Genomic DNA, 23,637 nt, shown 5'->3' with positions numbered 1-23,637 from the left:
CAAACCTTTTCATAATAAAACACCGTTCAACAAGCAGTTCCTTAGTAAGACTCTGCAAACCAAGTCTCTAAAATCATTTGAGCGGCCAAACCATCTACCGAATTCTCTTTAAAATTACGATTGCCTCCGCGAGCAATAACTTTACCCTTGGCCTCATAAGAAGATAACCGTTCGTCCATCATATGGTAAGGAAGGTTAAAACGTCCATGCAATCGTTTGGCAAATTTACGTGCACGTTGACACATCTCATTTTCTGAACCATCCATATCAAGTGGCAAGCCCACGACAAAGGCGTCTGGCTTCCATTCTTCTACAATACGCGTAATTTCATCCCAATTAGGAATGCCTTCTTTGGCTTTGAGTGGGTCAAGCGGCTGAGCAGTGCCAGTAATGCTCTGACCAATAGCAACGCCAATACGTGTGGTACCAAAGTCAAAGCCCAATACTGAGCGAACAGTATTGGGCTTCTGGTTATCGTCTAACGATGTTCCTGTAGAGATTGACCCTGTCATTAACCATGTCCTATATCCGGTGAAAGTCTTGTCATATCAATTCCCAACACGCGCGTCGCGGCGGTAAACTGCATATCACTTGGTGTGTGAAATAATACGTCTAAATCCGCCTCACATACCAGCCAATCATTATTCGCAATCTCGGTTTCCAGCTGTCCAGCATCCCAACCAGCACAACCTAAGGTAATACGAAAGGCCTCGGGCCCATTGCCTTGTGCAATATCTTCCAACGCTTCCAAAGAAGCCGACAGAGACACTTCATCAGTCACGCGTAAAGTATTACTCCAAACTTTATCCGTTGTGTGCAAAATAAAGCCACGCTCTGCTTCCACTGGGCCACCCGTGTATATTGGCTCAGAGGTTAAACGTGGGCTGTGAATTTGAATTCCAAGGTGATCCGCCAATTCTGTAAAATCAACATTTGAGGGACGATTGATAATAATCCCCATGGCACCCGCTTTGGTATGTTCACAAAGATAAATAACAGTATGTTCAAAATGTGGGTCGTCTAGGTGTGGCATAGAAATTAAAAAGTGATTTTTAAACGAATCGAAAAATGCATTCATAGTCATGAGCCCTCTTTAATTGATGACAGCGCAAGGATCGCGCTAGTTACTAAAACCTAAGAAGTACCTGAACTTAAGATAAAACTCGCCAATTAAGACGAGATATAGATATAGAGAAGAGCAAAAGAAGACGGCAAATAAAAACAACCGACTCATGCAGTATAGGACAAACAGAGCGTTTGCCTACCCCAAAACTACAAATTATTACCGAATCCCTTCAAAACTCACATTTCAAGCAGTAAACTAACACTCTTAATCCTTAAAGCAGGGTTAAAATTCCTATTTTCGCAATTAGGAGACCTACGTGCCCTTAACTTCATCACAAAATGCCCAAATTCAATCAGCTCACGCTGAGATGTTTGATCGCCTGCATGGGATGAGTCTGGCGCAATGGATTCAACACTATCAAGCCGAAACCGTCGATCTGCGCTACTTTTTCCATAGTGGCTGGTCTTCTTAGACTTCCAAGTATTGTCATTAAAAACCAACAGCATCATATATAAGGTGCTTATTTAACCTGTTAAGACAACACCGCCAGTTATTGGCATAGGAAGAAAAAATGCAACTACAAGCCGTTGACTACACAAGCCCAACTGCCGCAGAAGACTTTGTAAAATCCCTGCGTGAAACAGGATTTGGCGTACTTAAAAATCATCCAATCAAAAAAGAGCTAGTGAGCGCTATCTATACAGATTGGCAGGAATTCTTTTCGGACGAGAGCAAATACGACTATCGCTATAATGTCGGTCCTCAAGATGGTTACTTCTCACCAAAAGTCGCGGAAACCGCCAAAGGTCTTACCAAACGCGATATTAAAGAATACTTCCATTACTATCCTTGGGGGCAATGCCCTGAAAAGCAAAAGCCGCTTTTAGCACAATACTATGGCGAAGCGACAAGCTTAGCTGAAGAATTATTAGCGTGGGTAGAAGCGCACTCTCCAGCAGACGTGGCGAAACATTACTCGCAATCACTTTCTAGCATGGTAGAAAACAGCCAGCAGACTTTACTGCGTATCTTGCATTATCCACCGCTAAAAGGTGACGAAGAGCTTGGAGCGATTCGCGCTGGCGCACATGAAGACATTAACCTATTGACAATACTGCCTTCTGCGAATGAACCTGGTTTACAGGTGAAAGCGAAAGATGGCACGTGGATGGATGTACCTTGTGACTTTGGTACCTTGATCGTTAATATCGGCGACATGTTACAAGAAGCATCTGGTGGCTATTTCCCATCGACCTCCCATCGCGTAATTAATCCTGAAGGTGCTGACAAAACCAAGTCACGCATTTCTCTGCCATTGTTCCTTCATCCAAAACCTGAAGTAGTATTGTCTGAACGTCATACAGCAAAAAGCTATCTACATGAGCGCTTGGTAGAATTAGGTGTTTTACCAGCCTAATTCTGATAAAACAACAATACAAAAAAGCCGCTGCTCATCTTGATATGAGCAGCGGCTTTTTATTTGTATGTAACCTTTAACCGCCCGTTGCCCAAATAATTGCAGGAATCCCCACCACAATCACAACGGAAGAAACTAACGTCGTCGTGGCAATGGCATTTGCTGTAGACTTTCCATCATCACCTTTTGCAACCGCAGTAACGTAAGCTGATGCTGCTGTTGGCGCTGCTAAAAAAATAAACAAGAACAACAATTCCTTTTGGTTAAAACCTAGCAAATAACCCAAAGCCGTAAACAAAATAGGGCTTAATGCAACTTTACTTAACAGCGCCATAGGAAAATGTTTTGGCAAAGTAAATCCACTGGTGACTAAGGAGCCACCAATACAAATCAATGCCAACGGCAAAGACAAACCACCAATTAAAGAACCAGTTTTAACCACAAAGACAGGGAGTTTCAAACCTATAATATTTGCTACCACGCCAAGCACAATACTCAGTATCAAAGGATTCTTCAGCAAACTTTTTAATACTGGAACCAGCTGCAATTTGCCGTGGCTGTAACGGGTTAAAATAACTTCCGCTAAAATATTAAACAAGAAAACGCTCAAGCCAGACATCACACCACCAAGCGCTACGCCTTCTTGACCAAACATGTTCACAACTAACGCAACACTAAATATCCCGCAATTACCACGAAAGGCAATCTGGACAAAAACGCCTCGCTGTCGTTCAGGAACGTCTAATTTAACGGCTATAAACCAAGCAAACAAAAACGTTAACGTAATCGCGGCAAGAAAATACGCCGCTAAGTTAGCACTAATAAGTCCACTTAAATTATTTCCCAACATGCCGAAGAAAAATAAAGCGGGCATGGATACCTGAAAGACAAATCGCGAACTAATTAAAATAAAACCGTCATTTATTAGCTGAATTCTGCGTAGGAATGCGCCCATCGCGATCATTAATAGTACTGGCGCGGCCACATCTAAAATCACGCTTTGCGTTTCTAACAACATAGACTCCCTCAAAAAACACCCTACTCCTTGATGAACATAGAGTCTTTCGTCAAAAAATAGAAAGGTGTATTTTACACAAATTTTCCATCAACTAGTTGAGTCGACACACAAAACATTTTTATATTGAACATAAAAAATCAGCATAACATTTAGCAAAAATACTCAGGAAATTCCTCCTGCAAAATACGAACTCGTGAAATAGTACCCGCCAAATGGTCACGCATCGCCTCAAAGGCTTTATCTTGTGAGCCACTCGCTATCGCATCAATAATCGCCGTATGTCCAGCAAGAACACTGCGGATTTTCCCCTCAGAAGGCAAATGCAAGCGTCGCACACGATCCATATGACCAGATCTTGAACGTACCAATTTATACAAAGGCTCATGCCCTATTGCCTTAAACATTGAGCGATGAAATAGCTCATCCAGTTTAGCAAACATAATGATGTCATCACTTTCTGCTGTAGAAACCTGCTCCTGCATTGCAACAATTTCTCGCAGCTGAGACACAATTCCCTCATTTGGAATCTGCGTTAACTGTCGTACTACTTCAAACTCCAGCGCCTCTCGAAGAAAGTGACTCTGCTCTAATTGTTTTATATCTATATAAGATACTTCGGTACCTGACTGAGGCTTAACATTCACCAAACCTACTTGTTCAAACCGCAATAACGCTTCTCTGACCGGTGTTTGACTGACTTTATACTCACTACATAGTTCACCACGAACAAGCTGTGATCCTGGCGGAAGCTCCAAACTTACAATACGACGCAATAGATCATCATACACACGATCAACAGCAGTACGAGGCAAGTCATTACTCTGCTCTAAATAATTTTTAATCAAATAATTATTCTTCTGATTCATAAGATTGAAGCCATATTTTGCCTTAAATAGTTAAGTCATTATCTCAGAGCCGTTTGCAGCACGAAAGAAAAAAGACTTGCGCATTGAAATTAATATATTAGTATATGAATGACAAAACCAACTAATATATTAGTATATAAGAAACCATAAAAGAGCAATTCCTAACAATAAATCTAAAAATCAGGAGAAAAACAATGCCCCTCACATCCATACCTAAAACTCTCACAGCAACGCTACTTACAGCAGGGTTAGCCTTTTCGGTTGCACCAACCTACGCTGAAACACTCAAGGTCCAAACCAGCTTTAATGCGTCACACATCAGTTTGACTCGCTTAAATCAAATATGGATACCTAAACTAAAAGAAATGACTGGAGGCGACCTGCAAATAGAATTGCTACCTATTGGCTCTGTCGTTTCACATAAAGAAACGCCTGTGGCGGTTTCTATGGGAATCTTGGATGGCGATTTAACAGCAACCAGCTATTTTGCAGGCAAAGACCCCGCTTATGCCTTGATGGGTGACTTAATTGCAGGCTATGACAATCCAGCCCAAATTGAAGAGTTTTGCATGCAAGGCGGCGGTAAAGAGCTGCTACAAAAAATGTACAACAAATACGACCCCGGCGTTCATGTCATTGGCTGTAGCTCTGAAAAACGCGAAGCCTTCGTATCAAAAGTACCGGTTCGTGGGGTCGCTGATATGAAGGGGCTGAAAGTTCGCTCTCCCGAAGGCCTCGCTGCAGATGTGTTTCGTCGTGCGGGTGCAGCGCCCGTGTCACTTCCAGGCTCAGAGGTATACACCGCTCTAGAGAAAAATGTGATTGATGCCGCCGATTCCTCGGCTTACGCAAACAATGATGCCAGCGGCATGCACAAGGTCGCCAAATTTCCAATTTATCCAGGTATTCACTCAATGCCTTTTATGCAATTCACCATCAACGAAGCAACCTGGAACAAAATCGATAAAGAAGACCAAGCAGCTCTAACAGAATGGTTCTTGAGTGCCTACGCGGACCTACGCACCTACCTAGATGCTAAAGACAAAGAACTGGTCGCACGCGACAAAGCCAAAGGCGACATTACCGTCATCGACTGGCCTCAATCCGAGCGTGACGATTTCCGTAAGATAGCAAAAGAAGCATGGGAAGCCTTTGGTAGTGCCTCACCTCTGGCAACAGAAGTGTACAAAGCACACGTTAAATTCATGACCGAAAAAGGCCTACTCTAGCCCAAGAGTGATTTACCACTAGCGACGGCTGGGCATTGTCCCTCCGTCGCACCTTCCACATAAAAATAAGCCTCCCCATGCAGTAGGCTGATAGATCAGGTGAACACTATGTCCAAAACTCAAAGCCTCAACGCTGATGACATTGTCGAAATTGCCGACGACAACCCGATTGAGCATGCGCAGCAGCATGAAGAATTCAAATACACCCCCATAGATCACTTTAGCCACTTTTCTGGCATTGGGGTTTCGCTGCTTTACCTTGTTGCAGCCGGTGCCACCTTATGGGAAGTTATTGCCCGCTATATGTTTAATTCGCCAACACAATGGGCATTTGAAGTGGTGATGGTGCTGTGCGCCGCAACTTGGATGCTTTCTGCGGGCTACATTACCCTAAAGCAACGCCATATAGGCATTACGGTGATTCATAATATTGTCTCCCCGAAAGCTCAATGGCGTCTTGATCTATTTGCATCCAGCATTGGTATTGTTGCGCTATTTCTGTTGCTATCCGATGCTTCTATGCGCGCCTACATGGCGATTGATCATATAGAACGCACTGGTAGTGCGTTTAATTCCCCCATGCCGATGCTATTAAAAACCTTACTCATGCTGGGTGGATTCATGTACCTCGCTCAGCTAACTGTTAACCTTTGGCGTCACGTAAACAGCAGATGGGCTAAGGCAGCTGTGAAATTAGTCGGTCTGTTTATGGCGCTATACTTTATCAATGGTGTACTGGCTTATATTTCTGGACCAGGCTCGATTTTCGATGGCGTGAGTGGTTACTTCTCAGCGGTAGGCCAAAGCCTAGACCCAAGCGCTGCACTGGACATGCGCTCATACAGTTTAGGGGTAATATCCTTAATTATGGTCGCGATGCTGGTGTCTTTGATGATGACAGGTATGCCGCTAGGTATCGTAACCTTGATAGTCTCTGTCGTCATGGCGATTGCCTTCTTTGGCCCTCGGGGCTTATATCTAGTATCCGCCAACACCGCAACATTACTTGATCACTACACTCTGATTGCCATTCCATTCTTCGTATTAATGGCAACGATTCTTGAAAAGTCTGGTATCGCAGAAGATTTGTTTGATGCCATGTCAGTATTCGCTGGCAATCTACGCGGTGGCGTGGCAGTACAGACCGTGGTTGTGGCGGTTATTCTCGCAGCCATGTCCGGTGTGATGGGCGGCGAAATTGTAATGCTTGGCCTAGTCGCCTTGCCGCAAATGCTACGCTTAGGCTATGACCGGAAAATGACCATTGGCCTAATTTGTGCTGCAGGCGCCTTGGCTACCCTGATCCCACCTTCGATCATCATGATCGTTTACGGTCTATCTGCTGAAGTCGCCATTGGCGATCTGTTTATGGCAGGGGCTGTACCTGGACTAATGCTGGCTGTCTTCTATGCATTGTATGTTCTGATTCGTGTGCACATTAACCCTAAATTAGCGCCAACGGCGAAAGAAGTGGCCGAGCTAACAGGCGAAGAGCGCAAGCTATCAAAATCTCGTATGAGCGCAGTATTCTTGAGCATTATGCTAATCGGCTGTGTAATGGGGTCCATCTATGGTGGTATTGCTTCGGTCACCGAAGCGGCGGCAGTGGGTGCCTTGGGTGCCATGATTGTTTCTGCAGTACGTCATGAATTTAAATGGTCCATGCTGAAAGCTTCTTTAGTTGGTTCTATGGCCACTGTGGGCACCATCATTTGGTTGGTACTGGGGTCCGTATCTTTTGTCGGTATCTTCAATCTAATCGGTGGCGCGGACTTTATGCGCTCACTGTTTATGAACCTTGGCATTCCAGCCATTGGCGTGATCTTGGTAATGATGCTGATTTTGGTGATTTTAGGTACCTTTATGGAATGGATCGCCATCGTTCTAATTACGGTTCCTGTTTTTGCCCCCGTCGTCATGACCCTAGCGCCTGAGCTTGGACTGACACCAGATCAAGCAAAAGTCTGGTTTGGTATTCTGTTTGTTCTCAACATTCAGATTTACTTCTTATCACCACCGTTTGGTCCAGCCTGCTTCTGGCTCAAATCAGTCGCACCAAAAGACATATCTCTGCAAGAAATCTTCATCTCTGTGTTGCCATTTATCGGCTTGCAAATTGTCGGGTTGATTCTGGTAATGAGCTTCCCTCAAATCGCCCTTTGGCTTCCCGAAGCGCTCGGAAATTAACCTAGGAGAATATTTATGATTGGTCACGATAATCAGTCTGAAATTGACCGTTATGGCGTTGCGCCTTGGATTGCGGGGGGCGTTGTTGCCGCCATCCTAATCGTTTGTATGTTTGCTCTCGCCGCAGGTTTTGCCTAGCACTGTAGGATATTAACCATTTACATTTTTAACCTTCTTATTGATGGCAAAAGCCATCGATAAGACTCCATTTTCTCAGGAGATAACCGTATGTCACGTATAAAACAAATTGAAATTACACCTATTGCGTTCCGCGATCCTCCACTACTCAATGTTTATGGCGTTCATGAAGCATGGGCCTTGCGCACCATTATTGAAATAAAAACCGAAGACGGTAATTACGGTTTAGGCGAAAGTTATGGTGACGAACAAACCATCAGTCAATTGCGCCAAGTCGCGCCACATCTAGTGGGCATGGATGTTTTCAATGTCAATGCGATCCGTAACAAAATTGAATCCGTTGTCACTCTACCCGATCCTAATTCAGGGCTAGACATCGCCCCAGGTACATTGGGCGCAACCACAGTGCCGCGTATTTTTTCTGCCTTCGAAGTCGCTTGTTTAGACTTGATGGGTAAAATTACAGGCCGCCCTGTGTGTGATTTATTAGGCGGCAAAGTACGCGATGAAGTCGCCTACAGCGCTTATCTATTCTACAAATTTGAACGTCATGGCTTTACCGAGGATCCATGGGTAGATACGTGGGGGGAAGCAGTAACGCCAGAGCAAATCGTTGCGCAAGCGAAGAAAATGATTGATCAATACGGCTTCCAATCGATCAAACTCAAAGCGGGTGTGTTCGAGCCAGAAAAAGAGATTAAAGCTCTAGAAGCACTACGCGAGGCCTTCCCAGATGTACCGCTGCGTATTGATCCCAATGGTGGTTGGACGGTTGAAACCACCAAGCGCTTATTAGACAAATTTGGCAATGGACTACTGCAATATTTAGAAGACCCTGCCCACGGCCAAGAAGCCATGGGACAAGTAAGCGCCATGACCGACATTCCATTAGCGACCAATATGTATGTCATTGGGTTCTTTGACATTCCAAAGGCCATCGAGCTGGATTCGGTGCAAGTCATTTTGTCTGATCACCATTACTGGGGCGGCCTAAGAGCCACACAAGAACTGGCACAGTTGTGCAAAACATGGGACATCGGCCTATCAATGCACTCCAACTCTCACTTAGGCATCAGCTTAATGGCCATGACTCACGCAGCCGCAGCGATTGATAATCTAACGTACGCCTGCGACACACACTACCCTTGGCAAGAAGAGGAAGTGATTGTCGGCGGCAAGATCCCATTCAAAAATGGCGCAGTCGTGGTCCCTGATAAACCGGGCTTAGGTGTGGAATTGGATAGAGACGCCATAACTGTGTTAGCCAAAAACTACGAAAACTGTGGCATTCGTGCCCGCAATGACGTTGCGGAAATGCGCAAGTACCAACCAGACTGGAAAGGGACAGTACCACGCTTCTAAGAGGTTAGATCCTTTAATGCCTTGCCGACTTGAAGGAGCAATGTTCAGGCAAAAGTTGTGCTCTAGCTTGCTCGAATTTCCCAATGGAAATTCGAGCTTTTTTATCTAAAAGATCAAAGAATAACAGGTGTAAGCAGTGGTTTACCTGCAAAGTGCGCAGCGAGATTATCCACTACCAATTGCGCCATGGCAGCTCGCGTTTCATAAGTGCCGCTAGCACAGTGAGGCTGTAAAACCACGTGATCCATAGACAGTAACGCCTGTGGTACATTCGGTTCGTCGACAAAGACATCTAAACCTGCACCTTTGATCGCACGTTGTTCGAGCAACTCTACTAACGCTTGTTCATCAACGACGGAACCACGCGAAACGTTGATAAAGTAGCTGTCCTCACCTAATGCGCTCAGAACTTCTCGGCTAATTAAGCCTTCTGTGGCGGGGCCACCGGGAATGACAGGTGCCAGCACATCCACGTCTTTTGCCAAGGCAACTAGGTCGTCGTAATGACGATAATCGACATCTGTTTTGGCTTGGCGACTGAAGTAGCTGACGTTCATACCAAACGCTTCTGCACGGGCTGCGATAGCCTTGCCAATTCGTCCTAAGCCGACAATCCCAAGAGTTTTACCTTTCAGGGAGGAATTCAATGGCATCATGCCTTTCTCGACCCAGTGACCACTCTGAATCCACTCGACAGCGGGCAACATACGGCGCAGTGTCGCCAGCGTGAGCATCATCGCCATATCGGCCACATCATCAGTCAACACATCCGGCGTGTTTGTAACAGGAATGCCGCGCTTGTGGCAGGCTTCCACGCAGATCGTATCCAGACCCACACTGGATGAACAGACGATTTCCAAATTCGGCAGCTGCGCTAATAAGGTTTCGTCAAAGCCGCCCCCGTGAGTGGTTGCCACGGCACGTATCTTGTCACCAACAGAATCAATCATGGCGGCTTTTTCTTCTACTGAGGCAAGATCGTAACGATGTAGCTCATAAGTGTCTGCCAGCATTTGCATTTGTTCTGGGCGATTTGGCCAAACGACCAATACGTCGATTTTACTCATGTAATGATTTCCTTTTGTCCGATTAAAGTATCGCCAACAGCACTGGTGCGATAAATACAATCACCAATGAGCCGACTAAAGTGGATGTGGCAATGGCGTTGGCGGTCACTTTGCCGTCACTGCCATGGGCCACAGAAACGACGTAAGCTGACGCTGCGACGGGTGCACCAAAAAATAAGAATAGATATAACTGCTCGTGCTCAGAGAACCCCACTAATGCAGCCAAGCTGGTTAAAACGACTGGACTAATAAAAACTTTAACCGCAATAGCTAACGAAATACGGCGCGGTAAAATAAAGCGACTGGTAGCCAACGAGCCGCCAATACACAACAAAGCTAAAGGTAAAGTCACACTGCCAAGATACTTACCTGTGGTGACTACTTGGCTCGGAATCGGCAAGCCAATCAGATTCACTATAATCCCAGCCACAACACCAACGATCATCGGATTGCGCACGATGGTACCAAACAATGCTTTGTGACTAATGGAGTGATCTTTTTGATAACGCGACAGCGCAATTTCGGCCAACACATTAAACATAACAGACGTAATACTGGCCAAAACACCGCCAATTACGACGCCTTCGTCGCCAAACATGTTCACCACAAGGGCTAAACTGAAAACGCCTGTATTACCGCGGAAGGCAATTTGAATAAAGATGCCACGCTCGTATTCTGGCACCTTCGCTCTGCCCGACAACCACCATGCGAAACCGAAGGTAAGCAGTATACCTACCGCAAAAAAAAGCGGCATTTGCCATGACATCAAATTACTCGGACTCGCCCCCAGCATGCTAAAAAATAGTAACGTCGGCATGCCGACAGCAAAGACAAAGCGCGAACCAGAAGCAATGAAGCTGTCATCAATGACGCCTCGATTACGCAGAAAAGCCCCGACTACTATCAGTAATAAAACGGGGATGGACACATCCAAAATAGCCGTAAAAGCAGTCGCTTCCATCGATCTCTCCCAAATAGCACAGCAACAAATAAAAAGGAGCACCGAAGTGCCCCTTAAAATAGCGAGTATTGGAGCTTAATAAGCGTGACTTAGTTAAACTTTCCATCCACCAATTGCGGCACATTCAAAGGATTCTTATCTTGAATGGCTTCAGGGATCAATGAGCTTGGGAAGTCTTGGTAACACACTGGTCGCAAGAAACGATCAATCGCCGCACTACCAACAGACGTAGAACGGCTATCAGATGTTGCAGGGAAAGGACCACCATGAACCATGGAATGACACACTTCTACACCTGTTGGGTAGCCATTACAAAGGATACGACCGACTTTACGCTCTAACGTTGGCAATAAAGCTCGAACGGCTTCAACATCCGCATCAGACATTTGAACCGTTGCAGTCAATTGACCTTCTAAATGCTCAGCCACCACCTTGTATTCATCCAAGGTATCGCATTCGATGATCAAAGACGTTGAGCCAAATACTTCGTCTTCCATTGATGCATCAGCCAAGAAAGCTTTTGCACTGGTCGCAAATACATGTGGGCAACACTGGTTTGGTTGATCGCTGTCATTACCTTTCGCCAACAGTGCCGCTGCTGAGTTGCTATTTAGCTTCTCAACACCTTCACAATACGCTTGGTAAATACCTGGTGTCAGCATGGTTTGCGTACCCAATGCCTGCACTTCGCTGGCAACCGTCGCTTTAAAGCTATCCGCTGCTTCGCCTTTCAACAGCACAACCATACCTGGGTTTGTACAGAATTGACCTGCGCCCATGGTAAGTGAACCAACAAAACCTTTCGCCACACTTTGCGCTTCAGCAGACAATTTTTCAGGCATGACAAAGACTGGGTTGATACTACTCATTTCTGCATAAACAGGAATTGGCTCAGGACGATTTGCCGCGATATTCATTAGCGCAACACCGCCACTACGCGACCCAGTAAAGCCAACGGCTTTAATAGAAGGATGCTCAACCAAAGCACTGCCGATTTCACGACCAGAGCCATACAGTAGAGAAAACACACCAGCAGGCAGGCCGCATTTTTTAACCGCTGCCGTAATCGCACGGCCAACAAGTTCAGACGTACCAGGATGAGCAGAATGCGCTTTTACAACAACAGGACAACCTGCCGCCAATGCAGACGCTGTATCACCACCAGCAACAGAGAAAGCCAATGGGAAGTTACTTGCACCAAAGACCGCAACTGGGCCTAGAGCAATTTTTTGGAAGCGCAAATCAGAGCGAGGTAATGGCGCACGATCTGGCATAGCAGGATCAATGCGAGCATCCGTCGCTTTGCCCAAACGAACTACGCCAGCGAACAAACGTAACTGGCCCATAGTACGGCCACGCTCACCTTCGATACGCGCTTTTGGCAAACCAGATTCCGCCATAGCACGCTCTACCAAGGCATCACCTAGTGCTAGAATTTCATCAGCGACACATTCTAGGAAAGCGGCACGTTTTTCTGTACTTACAGCACGGTATTGATCAAATGCTTGCCAAGCAGCACTCACAGCTTGCTCAACTTCAGCTTTTGTTGCGCCGTTATAAGCAGGCTCAAGTGTTTCATTTGTCGCAGGATTGATTGCATAAATGGCTTTTTGCGTGCCAGTAATATCGTTACCTGCCACCAATGAAGTGCCTTTAAGAAGCCCTTTCGTATCCATGTTTCCCCCTAATTACTTATGAAAATAAGCTATGAAATATAAGCTATGAACAGCAAAAAATGCTGTAAAGAGAAAGAAGTGAACAAGATTCACTTCTAGCAACCTCTTTTCTCAGGGCTTTGCAGGATGTTGCTATGAACGAAGTCGCTACAAAGCTCTCATTCTAAATCAAACTTGTTATCGCTCTGATAACGTTCGTACAAGTGGTAAGCACGGTATAAATGATTATGCATAGCCTGTCTCGCACCTTCTCCATCTTTATTCTTAATACAATTCAGTATTTCAAGATGTTCGGTGCGAATACGATGCAAATATTCATCGGTTGCCACCTGTTTCAAGTTTGAATTAATCAATTTTGCTCTGGGGATAACGTTTTTATTAAACTGCTCATAGAACTGTTTAAGGAAGGGGTTACGAGTAGCAGTACAAATAGCCAAGTGAAAAGCGTAATCTTCTTTTCGTGCCAATTCGCCTCGACTTAATGCCTCGTCAAAATCATTAAAATGTTTTTCAAGTATGGCGACATCCTCTTCTGAGCGACGCAAAGCGGCCAGCTCACAAGCAGTTGTTTCAACACTCAAACGCATTTCTAATATATGTAGAATATCGGTAATCGCAGTAGGGTCGATCTGATAAGCAAACATAGTTTCACTGGCCTGAGCACGAAGAACGCTGGTACCAACCCCGCGTTTCGTTTCAACCAAACCAAGTGATTTAAGCTGTGTAATTGCTTCTCGGATAACGGTACGACTCACGCCAAATAGATCACATAGTGCGTTTTCTGTTGGCAGTTTATCGCCGACAGGTATATGGCCGGCGGAAATTTGTTGCTCAAGCTGTTTTGCTACATTGCTTGCCAAACTATCGCCTTTACCAACTCGCTCTATTTGTAGTGATTTAGCCACCGTTTTAACCCCATCCATATATAAATACGCCGTATATTCTAAAACCCTGAACATTACCCCAGTGCTATCTATCTAACAAGCGCTGGTTTCTTAGGATCAAACGTCCAACCCGGAATAAGGAACTGCATTGCCAAGCTATCATCACGTTGACCAAGGGTTAACGTCTTATAGAGAGCATGCGCTTCCATTAACTTTTCGCGGTCTAATTCAATACCTAAACCCGGTTTTGTCGGCACGGTAATCTTACCGTTACGGATTTTTAATGGCTCTTTTGTGACGCGTTGTCCATCTTGCCAAATCCAGTGCGTATCAATAGCGGTCACTTCGCCTGGGCAAGCTGCCGCAACATGCGTCATCATCGCCAAAGAAATATCAAAGTGATTATTACTATGGGAGCCCCATGTCATGCCCCATTCATTACAAAGCTCACCAACGGCTACAGCACCTTGCATGGTCCAGAAATGACAATCGGCCAGCGGAATATCAACAGAATCAAGACGCACTGCATTTTTCAGCTGTTTCCAGTCTGTCGCAATCATGTTCGTTGCTGTTTTCAAGCCCGTTCTACGTTTGAATTCAGACATGGTTTCACGACCAGACCAAGCGCCTTCTTGACCACAAGGGTCTTCCGCGTAACTCAACATATGTTTAACTGGTGTGAGATATTCAATGGCTTGCTCTAATGTCCAAGCGCCATTTGGATCCAAGGTTAAACGCGCATCAGGGAAAGCTTCGTACAAGGCAGCAATACATTCTGCTTCTTGATGACCATCCAACACGCCGCCTTTTAGTTTGAAATCTTTGAAACCATAACGCGCATAAGCAGCTTTCGCTAACCTAGCAATGGATTCAGGAGTGACTGCTTCTTGACCGCGAACCCGATCCCACTCATCGACTGGGTTTTCATAAGCTGGGTAAGGCAAATTTGTTTTGGTGCGATCCCCAAGGAAGAACAAATAACCTAGCGCTTCTACTTCATCGCGCTGCTTACCGTACTGGCCTAATAGATCGACCACTGGCAATCCCATATTCTGACCAGCCAAATCCAATAATGCGGATTCAATCGCGGTAATAACATGAACAGCAGTTCTTAGGTCAAAGGTTTGATTACCGCGCACATCATCCGATTTACCCGATGTGGCAAGGCGAACGTCGCTGATAATGCTTTTCCATTTACCAACGCTTTTGCCTTCCACAAGAGTTCGGCACTCTTCAAGGGTAGAAATAATTTTATCGGTTGCAGGTACTTCACCTAAACCGATATTGCCATCGTTATCTTCTAATACGACAACGGTACGAATAAACCAAGGGGCATGTCCGCCACTTAGGTTTAATAGAAAACTATCATGACCAGCAACAGGTATAACCTGCATCTTTTTTATTGTTGTAAACATAATGCGAGTCTCTGCCTTGTAAAAAATGAGAAGGTTAGACTATCCGACCTAACCCTCTCTAAGCTCTCTAAGAGTTTTTCTTAATAATTGCTTCTAACTCCGCCACTTCACTTGCTGTTGGCATAGTAAGTGGAGCACGAACATTACCAGCACTTTGCCCCATCAAGGTTGCACCCGCTTTAATTAAGCTCACCGCGTAGCCTTTTTTGCGATCACGCAAACGGCAGAATGGGATAAAGAAATCTTTAATGATTGCCGTAACAACCGCTTGATCACCGGCACGCAACGCTTTGTAAAACTTGTTTGCCATTTCCGGCATGAAGTTAAATACGGCAGAAGAGTAGGTATTCACGCCAATAGACAAATAGGCTTCAGCGAAGATTTCAGCCGTTGGCACGCCACCGATGTAAACCAAACGATCACCGACTGTTTTAATAGTATCGTTTAATGCTGCAATGTTGCCGACGCCATCTTTCAACGCCACCATATTTGGATTCGCTGCAGCTAACGCTTTCACGCTTTCAGCTGTCAAAATACCATTACCGCGGTTGTAATAAATAAAATGCGTTTTGCTAGATGCCATGATTTGGCTAGCGTATTCCACAATGCCGTCTTCAGGACATTCTGTTAAGAAAGGAGGCATCAACAAGATACCGTCACAGCCTGCAGCATCGGCAATCGCCACAAACTTCTTCGCATCTGACACACTGCGACCAGCAGACGCAATCACTGGCACACGACCTTTTACTGTAGCAACAGATAATTCGACAATTTGGCGATAATCATCTTCATCTAGAGAGAAGAACTCCCCTGTGCCACCGGCAACAAAAATGGAAGACACACCATGTTCGATAAACGTCTCGATGCGCTGACGGAATGTCTCTGCGTTGAATTTACCATTCGCATCAAAATCCGTAACAGGAAAGGACAAAAGTCCGTCACTCAATGCTGATCTCATTTGCTCAACCGAAAAAGCCATGCTTTTTTCCTCTTTATTATATTAATAACACCTTCCTTGTTCGGAAGATCTTTGACACAACTTGTAATACATCATACAACTAAACAAGTTAATTACAAGTCAAATTTAACCTTATAACTATCTCGACTCAGGTCACAGGTGCTGGGTTAAACAATACCAAGTCGTTATGTAACCCCAGACGATCTGCCGCGACTTGCTTACGCCCACTCGCCACATCCAAAATTAGGTGGAACAATTCCCAGCCAGCTTCCTCTAAGGTGATTTCCTTGGTTGCCATACGTCCAGCATCCATATCGATCAAATCATGCCAACGGTTTCCTAATGAACTATTGGTCGACACTTTAATGACAGGCGCCACTTCCAAGCCATAAGGCGTACCTCGCCCTGTTGTGAATACTTGAACATTCATCCCAGAAGCAAACTGCAAAGTACCGCAAATAAAGTCACTAGCTGGCGTCGCCGCGAAGTTCAAACCACGCTTACGAATACGCTCACCCGGGCTTAATACATCGACAATTGGACTGTTACCGGACTTGGTAATCGACCCTAATGACTTCTCTACAATGTTATTTAGGCCGCCTTTTTTATTACCTGGCGTGGTATTCGCACTGCGATCGGCTTGGCCTTGATTTAGATAATCGTCATACCACTGCATTTCACGTAACAAGGCTTTGCCCACTTCTACTGTTTCTGCTCGTGGTGTTAACAAATGAATTGCATCTCGCACTTCGGTTACTTCCGAAAACATGACAGAGCCACCCGCACGAACAATTAAATCCGAGGCATAACCCACTGCAGGATTCGCGGTAATACCTGAAAAGGCATCACTACCGCCACACTGCATACCGACGACAAGCTCAGAAATAGGACAAGGTTCGCGACGGCGTAAATTTAAGCGTTTAAGATGCTCTTCAGCCATCTCCATAATATGGTCGACCATATCTTGAAAACCATGATGAGACTCGTCTTGCAAGCTCACTATGCTATCTTCAAGACGTTTCGCGGCAGCAGAATTTGGCAAAATATTGACTGCTTGCGAGTCATCAATCTCTAACAATCGGTGCGGCTGTAACTTTTCACAGCCCAAACCGATGACCATGATTTCGCCACCGAAATTGGGATTCTTTGCCATATTCTGCAAGGTACGAATCGGCACAATTGCTCCGGGTGCATTAATCGCTACACCACAGCCATAGGAATGATTTAGCGCAACCACACCGTCTACATTAGGGTATTTTGGCAACAAGGTTTGCTTAATCAGCTTAACTACATAATCAGTAATACCTGCCACACATTGCACACTGGTGCTGATACCAAGTAAGTTTTTTGTGCCTGCGGAACCATCTGCATTTTTATAACCATCAAAGGTGTAACCTTCTAATGGCTCAAACTTAGGTTTCTCACGAGTGGCTAATGGCAACTCATCAAGATTCGGCGGAGTCGGCATACGTACAACTTGCTCAGACACCCAACAACCAACATCAAGATCTTTGTTCGCATAACCAATTACTTCGTTATAACGAATAATAGTTTCGTTTTCTTTGATCGCCCGCAACGTGACTTTGTGCCCCTGAGGAACCGCCTCTTTCAATACCAAGCCATTATCTAGCTCGGCACCTGCTGGCGCGCCGCCTTGATTTAGAATGATAGCGACATTGTCGTTATCATGAATTTTGATTAACACATATTGATCTGTCATGAACTAACCCTCTTTACTGATGCGCGCTTTATTCTTCTTGTGAATCAAGTAAGAGAAAAAGATAGAAAGCGCAATCAATAGCCATAGGAATAACGCAATTGGGCTCTTAGTGAAGAAAATCGTAAACTCGCCATAGGACTCTAAGCTTTTTACAAAATAGACTTCCGCCGAACTGCCCAAAATAAAACCAATCACCAAAGGCGCGACTTCGATACCAACCTTGGTCAAAACCCAACCAGCCACACCGAAAATAAACAGCGTCCAAACATCAAACATAATGCCGTAGTTAATGGCATACGCACCGACACCACACATCATCACAATAATTGGATACAGAATAAATTTCGGAATCAGTACGACCTTGGAGATATGACGAATCGCAAAGAACATCACCAAAAACATCACCACGTTAGAGAACAACAATGCCGCTACCATGGAATACCAAGTGTCTAAGTTTTCACCGATAAACAAAGGCCCTACTTGCAACCCCTGCAAAGTAAAGGCACCAATCAATACCGCTGTCGTACTGTCGCCTGGAATACCCAAAGACAGCAAAGGAATCAAAGCACCACCAGTCAAACCATTGTTAGATGATTCTGATGCCACCAAACCTTCTGGCACACCTGTGCCCATTTTTTCTGGTGCTTTAGACAAGTTCTTTTGTTGTGTGTAGGCCAAAACAGACGCCGCACTACCACCAATACCGGGCAATAAACCAATAAAAGTACCAATAAATGAAGAACGAATCAGATTAGATAATTGGCCTTTGAAGACCGAGAAACGGAAAGGTTCGCCCTTGGTTAACTGCAGACGCTTTGCATAGGACTCATCTCGCGTACCCTTTTCGGCTTGCTCAATAATAGTTGCCACACCAAACAAACCAATTAGCACAGGTAACAGCGTAAAACCTGATTCTAAGTACGGCGTCATGAAGTCGAACATCAAACGGTATTCACCGTTACCACCACTAGAAACATCATAAGTGCCAATTAAGCTTAAAAACACACCTAACAAGCCACTAAACACCCCCATCAAGACATTTTTAGATAGTGAAGCAATCACTGTCATTGCAAAGAAAATCAGCAAAAACTTCTCTACATAAGAAAATTTGATCGCAAAATTAGCCAAGACTGGCGCAAAGAAAAACAAGATGATCGCACTAAAAATACCGCCAAAAAGAGACGAAACGATACAAATTTTTAGTGCTCTTTCCGCTTCACCACGTTGCGCCATAGGATAGCCATCAAACGTCGTGGTAATAGAGGAAGGTGTTCCGGGGATATTCAGCAATACCGCTGGCACCAAACCACCAGAGATACCACCAACATAAAGCCCTAACAACAAGGCCAAGCCTTCATGCAAGCCTAATGAATAAGTCAATGGCAGACACACAGCGACAGCCATTGTGGCTGTCATCCCCGGAATCGCACCAAAAATAATACCAATAATTGAACCGGCAGCAGCTAATGCAAACGCCGCTGGGGAAAGTAAATCAAAAAATTCCATACACTACTCCGACGGCGCTTAAGGCAAAGAAACGCTAAAAAGGTTGTAAAGAAGAAACCAGACTAACAAAGGTGTCAGAGCCGCGTTCAGTGTGATAATGATCAGGTTTCGCCTGTCTCTTGTATGGCAATAAATCAGCGACATCAGAAACATAAAAGGAATAGAGGAAAGCAAAAAGCCCATTCCCATATTGGGGATCAAACCGCCAATGAAATCCATCATAAAGAAATACACAGGCAGCAATACTAGGGTTGCAACTAACCTAAAGAAATCTGTATTAGGCTCAAAGAAGGTCCATTTACCTTGAGAAATATTACGGACAACCAACTTAAAACGTGAAACAACTACGATTAACCCCACCACCAGCAACAATGCCATGACAATGCGCGGGAAGTACCATTGAGAGGTAGTAAAATCGATAGTGACGCTGTTCAGTGAGGAAAGCCAATTTTGCATGAGGACACTCTTCTGAAAGTTAATTAACCACTAGAGCAGTTTTCTATAAACCGTCTAGTGATTAATAGATCAACATAAAGAGACCTTTTCACGATGTCACGAGCGAAGCCAAGACCAGTTTTTCAACAAAGCATTGACGAGCACAGTAATCGCACAAAGATCACCTAAATTATTTTCCGTCGATATTCTCTATAATCTCAGCATAGCTATCACGCTTCGCTTTTAGATACGTCTGAGCATCCGTCGATGTACGGAAATCAGGAATAAAGAAAGACTTCTTAAGTGTTTGAATCACTTCACCTTCTTCAAATACTTCTTTCAGCGCTTTATCTATGTAAGCAATGACTTCAGGAGAGGTTTTCTTGTTATAAATAACAAAAAACTCCTTATCAAAGGTAAAATCATTCTCTGCATCCATTGGGATTTTCACGCCCAAACCAGAAGCATACTGCAACAATTCATCACGAGATGTCTCGCCCATACCTTGAGGGTTTGCTTGAGAAAGCGTCGATGCTTTCGCTGTTAACCAAACGAAGCTCATCGCTTTTTGGTCATCAGATGGTAAACGAGTATATTGCTCGTTTGCTTGAACACTGCCATTGATGACATCAGACAAACCATCAAATAACGTCTGGTTTTTATCAGACTGGGAACCCGTATTAAGGGCAACTAGGTTGCCCTCTTTCCCTGGATAAGCCAATTTGACGGCATTCTTCATCGCGGTAAAGCCGATCTCAGACACGCCACCTGGCTGTATTGCTACACGAACAGTTTTACCCTGTCCCGCTGCATTCAAAATGTCGTCCATGGTTTTGTAAGGTGAGTTCTTAGGAACGAGATAACCGTTACCTGGGTTGGTCGCTAGGGTTGGACCAATGATGAATTCTTTAAAAGGATCAACATAACCAGCTTGCTTATACAGGTTCCCCAAATACGACTGATCATGGAAAATCATGATGGTATTGCCACTAGAAACACGCTTCAGAGCTTGATATGCAGCAGAAAAGCCAACCGCATCAACTTTGATATTGGTATCCAGTTTTTTTGCTAACGCCTCAGAAACAATAGAGGCAGCTTGATAAGTATCACCACCAGTCGATTTAGAACCGATGACGACTCGGATATTGCCATGGATTGGGCTGTCTGCTGCAAAACTCGCTACTGGAGCAAGTGCACAAGACATCGCCAACAAAGCCACCTTAGATTGAAATAAGATTCTTTTCATAACCGTTTTCCCATAATTGTTTTTGTATGTAGGACGATTTGTTTTTAGTTACTGCTTTCTCAAACACAACATCATCATACATCATACAACATACTTTTCAATATGGAATTTTCTTTTTTCTCATCCCCTTAATCGACAACACATTACGCAAAAAGCCCTATAACTTACTCATAAAAGAGTAGTCAATTAAAAATACTATCGCTGAGATAGCCCAAAAAAGCCCAGACCTTAAAACAAGGGCTGGGCTAAGGTATACTTGGCTTTTCGGCTATTTAAAGATCAATCCCTTTAGATTTAAGCAGCTCTGCAACTTCGATAATTTTGCCGGTTTTTACTGACTCTTCCGCTGCACAACCCACCACAACAGACCAGAACCCTTCTTCGACAGTCGCGCTGTTGGTTTTTTTGCCAGCCATTTGATCGGCAAAAGCAATATGCTCGAACCAGGTTGCACCATTGTGGCCAGACGCTTCGATCAATTTAGGGTAGCTTGGCTGTGATGTTTTAGACGGACGATTCTGACCACAGAAAACTTCCATTTCGGTACGCAAACGCGCGTTTTCACTGAAGTCTTCAATCTCAGCGGCTTTCACACGACCTTCGTCACCGCAGACCAGCAACTCTTCATGGAACATAGGCGCAAACATGCAAAGATTAAAGCCAGCACGAACACCATTTTCATATTCTACGGTAACAAACGCACTATCCAGAATGTCAGATTTTTCGCCTTTAAACTCGAAGTCACGGAAATTGGTAGACTGGGAACCATTAGCATAAACGCGTACTGGACGAGACTGGGCGAACAAATTCATCAAATCAAAGTAATGGCAGCATTTTTCCACCAGCGTACCGCCAGAGAATTTAGAGAACTTGTTCCACTGATTCACTTTATCAAGGAAGGGAATACGGTGTTCCATGATGTTGATCATCTTCACGTCACCGACCGCTTTGCGTTCTAGCACTTCATGAATGGCTTCGGAATAAATCGATTTATAGCGATACTGCAAGCCAATCTGCAACACAGCGCCATATTCTTTCGCCATTTTGGTAATTTCGTAGGCATCTTCTAACTTGGTCGCCATCGGCTTTTCCATGAAGATGTGCTTGCCCGATTTGATCGCCACTTTTAAAACATCAAGATGAGTAAAGTTAGGCGTACAAATTAAAATGCCATCAACTTCTGGGTCATTACACGCCGCTTCTAGCGTTTTGTAGACTTTGAAGTCTTCATCAGTGATTTTCGCAAACTCTTCTTTTGCCACTTTTACGCTGCGCTCGTTTAGATCGAACACTCCATGAATAGCAGAACGACCAACGCGAGTCGCCACGCGCATGTGTTCCATGCCAATCATGCCGCAACCTATCAGGTTCACACGAAACTGCGCTGGCTCTTTGGCGAAGAAGTGACGCTCCTCTTCATTGATGTAATGAAAGGCTGGGCCTGTGTAGCTAAAAAGCTGTCCGTCGATTTTTTCTCTGCTCATGATGTCTCACCTAAACTAACTTAGAATTATTTTGTAAGGCTAAGATAGGAAAAGCACATCATTATGTCTAATATATGTTAATCACATGCTTAATATGAAAAAGATATCATGCGTTTTAGAAAACTAAAGTATTTTATTACCGTAGCGGAAGAGCTGCATTTTGGACGCGCAGCGGCTCGATTGCATATTGCCCAGCCACCGCTATCCCAACAAATCAAAGCCATTGAAGATGAAATTGGCGCCGTACTTTTTGAGCGTAGTAGCCAGAAAGTCTCTCTGACGCCTGCAGGAGAAGCCTTACTACCTCAAGCAAGGGCACTTTTACAGGACTGGGAAAAAATACAAGAGCAAGTTCGAAGTATTGCCAACGGCACATCAGGCAACCTATCACTGGGTTTTGTTTGGGCCGCTGGCACGCCGCATTTTTCCAAAGGCATTGCGCAATTCAAACAAGACAATCATGGCGTGACGCTCAACCTAGAAGAAATGACCACGACCCATGCCTTGGATGCCCTAAGAACAGAGAAAATCGATTTGGCGATGATCTTCCTTAATCCCCTAATGGACATCACCGACCTAGAACACCAAGGCTATGAAACGCAAAAACACCTGCTCGCCTTGCCAGAGAATCATCCACTTGCGCAAAAAGAAAGTGTGCCTTTAAGTGACTTACACCAACTGCCGTTTATTTCATTTGTGAGACAAGCTCACCCATCTTTATACGACCAAATCATGCATCATCTGCATGCTGCCGGCGTAGAGCCTGATATTGTGCAAATTGCTCGGTTGACTCAAACAACCCGAACCCTAGTGGCCGCTGGTGTGGGCATCGCACTTGTTCCAGAATCCACACAATTCGACCAACGAGAAGGCTTAACTTACCGCCCGATTGATGGTGTTTTGCCAGAACTCGACATCCACTTTGTATGGCGTAAAAACAGCCTAACGCCCTTGATGGAAAGATTAATCGCCCACCTTCAAGCGCAGGTGCCAAAACAATAA

At 44.7% G+C, this 23,637-nt stretch carries 22 protein-coding genes; 7 read left to right on the top strand and 15 right to left on the bottom strand.

Going from position 1 to position 23,637, the window contains the following annotated elements; translation table 11 throughout:
• Positions 1-41: 41 nt before the first annotated feature.
• Together ruvX and CYL31_RS02905 are read right to left on the bottom strand one after the other, a co-directional pair.
• Complete coding sequence (gene ruvX / locus CYL31_RS02910; protein ID WP_212917491.1) at positions 42-512, bottom strand: Holliday junction resolvase RuvX; 471 nt, start codon at positions 510-512, stop codon at positions 42-44.
• Positions 512-1,084: a YqgE/AlgH family protein gene (locus tag CYL31_RS02905; protein ID WP_249411678.1), complete on the bottom strand. Its 573-nt coding sequence runs from the start codon at positions 1,082-1,084 to the stop codon at positions 512-514. Before CYL31_RS02905 ends, ruvX begins: the two co-directional genes overlap by 1 nt.
• 298 nt (positions 1,085-1,382) lie before the next feature.
• Here CYL31_RS02905 and CYL31_RS02900 point away from each other — a divergent pair, with 298 nt between their 5' ends.
• Entirely contained in the window at positions 1,383-1,538 is a 156-nt protein-coding gene (locus tag CYL31_RS02900) for a hypothetical protein (RefSeq protein ID WP_212917490.1), read from the top strand.
• Positions 1,539-1,637: 99 nt separating this feature from the next.
• Entirely contained in the window at positions 1,638-2,483 is an 846-nt protein-coding gene (locus CYL31_RS02895; RefSeq protein WP_212917489.1) for a 2OG-Fe(II) oxygenase family protein, read from the top strand.
• Between the two features lie 76 nt (positions 2,484-2,559).
• Here CYL31_RS02895 and CYL31_RS02890 read toward each other — a convergent pair whose 3' ends face one another.
• Complete coding sequence (locus tag CYL31_RS02890) at positions 2,560-3,501, bottom strand: AEC family transporter (RefSeq protein ID WP_212917488.1); 942 nt, start codon at positions 3,499-3,501, stop codon at positions 2,560-2,562.
• 149 nt (positions 3,502-3,650) lie between these two features.
• Positions 3,651-4,367, bottom strand: a complete 717-nt coding sequence (locus CYL31_RS02885; protein WP_212917487.1) for a GntR family transcriptional regulator — start codon at positions 4,365-4,367, stop codon at positions 3,651-3,653.
• 194 nt (positions 4,368-4,561) lie between these two features.
• Between CYL31_RS02885 and CYL31_RS02880 the strand changes: the two genes are divergently transcribed.
• From CYL31_RS02880 to CYL31_RS02865, 4 genes are all read left to right on the top strand, one after another.
• Complete coding sequence (locus tag CYL31_RS02880; protein WP_212917486.1) at positions 4,562-5,596, top strand: TRAP transporter substrate-binding protein; 1,035 nt, start codon at positions 4,562-4,564, stop codon at positions 5,594-5,596.
• 108 nt (positions 5,597-5,704) lie between these two features.
• A complete protein-coding gene (locus CYL31_RS02875; RefSeq protein ID WP_212917485.1) occupies positions 5,705-7,783 on the top strand; it encodes a TRAP transporter large permease subunit in 2,079 nt (692 codons plus the stop codon).
• A 15-nt stretch (positions 7,784-7,798) separates the two neighbouring features.
• On the top strand, positions 7,799-7,921 hold the full coding sequence (locus CYL31_RS02870; protein WP_212917484.1) for a dihydroxy-acid dehydratase: 123 nt from the start codon (positions 7,799-7,801) through the stop codon (positions 7,919-7,921).
• A gap of 90 nt (positions 7,922-8,011) precedes the next feature.
• On the top strand, positions 8,012-9,283 hold the full coding sequence (locus tag CYL31_RS02865; protein WP_212917483.1) for a glucarate dehydratase family protein: 1,272 nt from the start codon (positions 8,012-8,014) through the stop codon (positions 9,281-9,283).
• A 113-nt stretch (positions 9,284-9,396) separates the two neighbouring features.
• Here CYL31_RS02865 and CYL31_RS02860 read toward each other — a convergent pair whose 3' ends face one another.
• From CYL31_RS02860 to CYL31_RS02810, 11 genes are all read right to left on the bottom strand, one after another.
• The gene (locus CYL31_RS02860; RefSeq protein WP_212917482.1) at positions 9,397-10,350 is read right to left on the bottom strand and encodes a 2-hydroxyacid dehydrogenase; all 954 of its coding nucleotides are present in this window, start codon (positions 10,348-10,350) and stop codon (positions 9,397-9,399) included.
• A 22-nt stretch (positions 10,351-10,372) separates the two neighbouring features.
• On the bottom strand, positions 10,373-11,311 hold the full coding sequence (locus CYL31_RS02855) for an AEC family transporter (RefSeq protein WP_212917481.1): 939 nt from the start codon (positions 11,309-11,311) through the stop codon (positions 10,373-10,375).
• Between the two features lie 89 nt (positions 11,312-11,400).
• Complete coding sequence (locus CYL31_RS02850) at positions 11,401-12,987, bottom strand: aldehyde dehydrogenase (NADP(+)) (RefSeq protein ID WP_212917480.1); 1,587 nt, start codon at positions 12,985-12,987, stop codon at positions 11,401-11,403.
• 158 nt (positions 12,988-13,145) lie between these two features.
• The gene (locus CYL31_RS02845) at positions 13,146-13,892 is read right to left on the bottom strand and encodes a FadR/GntR family transcriptional regulator (protein ID WP_249411677.1); all 747 of its coding nucleotides are present in this window, start codon (positions 13,890-13,892) and stop codon (positions 13,146-13,148) included.
• Between the two features lie 68 nt (positions 13,893-13,960).
• Entirely contained in the window at positions 13,961-15,286 is a 1,326-nt protein-coding gene (locus CYL31_RS02840) for an enolase C-terminal domain-like protein (protein WP_212917478.1), read from the bottom strand.
• A 67-nt stretch (positions 15,287-15,353) separates the two neighbouring features.
• A complete protein-coding gene (locus CYL31_RS02835; RefSeq protein ID WP_212917477.1) occupies positions 15,354-16,265 on the bottom strand; it encodes a 5-dehydro-4-deoxyglucarate dehydratase in 912 nt (303 codons plus the stop codon).
• Between the two features lie 127 nt (positions 16,266-16,392).
• Positions 16,393-17,964, bottom strand: a complete 1,572-nt coding sequence (gene garD / locus CYL31_RS02830; protein ID WP_212917476.1) for a galactarate dehydratase — start codon at positions 17,962-17,964, stop codon at positions 16,393-16,395.
• 3 nt (positions 17,965-17,967) lie between these two features.
• A complete protein-coding gene (locus CYL31_RS02825) occupies positions 17,968-19,470 on the bottom strand; it encodes a tripartite tricarboxylate transporter permease (RefSeq protein WP_212917475.1) in 1,503 nt (500 codons plus the stop codon).
• A gap of 18 nt (positions 19,471-19,488) precedes the next feature.
• Positions 19,489-19,926: a tripartite tricarboxylate transporter TctB family protein gene (locus tag CYL31_RS02820; protein ID WP_212917474.1), complete on the bottom strand. Its 438-nt coding sequence runs from the start codon at positions 19,924-19,926 to the stop codon at positions 19,489-19,491.
• A 169-nt stretch (positions 19,927-20,095) separates the two neighbouring features.
• Complete coding sequence (locus CYL31_RS02815) at positions 20,096-21,151, bottom strand: ABC transporter substrate-binding protein (protein ID WP_212917473.1); 1,056 nt, start codon at positions 21,149-21,151, stop codon at positions 20,096-20,098.
• 272 nt (positions 21,152-21,423) lie between these two features.
• A complete protein-coding gene (locus CYL31_RS02810; RefSeq protein WP_212917472.1) occupies positions 21,424-22,635 on the bottom strand; it encodes a Gfo/Idh/MocA family protein in 1,212 nt (403 codons plus the stop codon).
• A 108-nt stretch (positions 22,636-22,743) separates the two neighbouring features.
• On the opposite strand from CYL31_RS02810, the gene CYL31_RS02805 reads away from it, so the two are divergent.
• Positions 22,744-23,637 (top strand): LysR substrate-binding domain-containing protein, encoded by an 894-nt coding sequence (locus CYL31_RS02805; RefSeq protein WP_212917471.1) that lies wholly within the window; start codon positions 22,744-22,746, stop codon positions 23,635-23,637.

The sequence above is a fragment of the Marinomonas sp. A3A genome, assembly GCF_018336955.1.
Taxonomy (GTDB): Bacteria; Pseudomonadota; Gammaproteobacteria; order Pseudomonadales; family Marinomonadaceae; genus Marinomonas; species Marinomonas lutimaris.
This window is presented reverse-complemented; position numbering and strand designations above follow the sequence as displayed.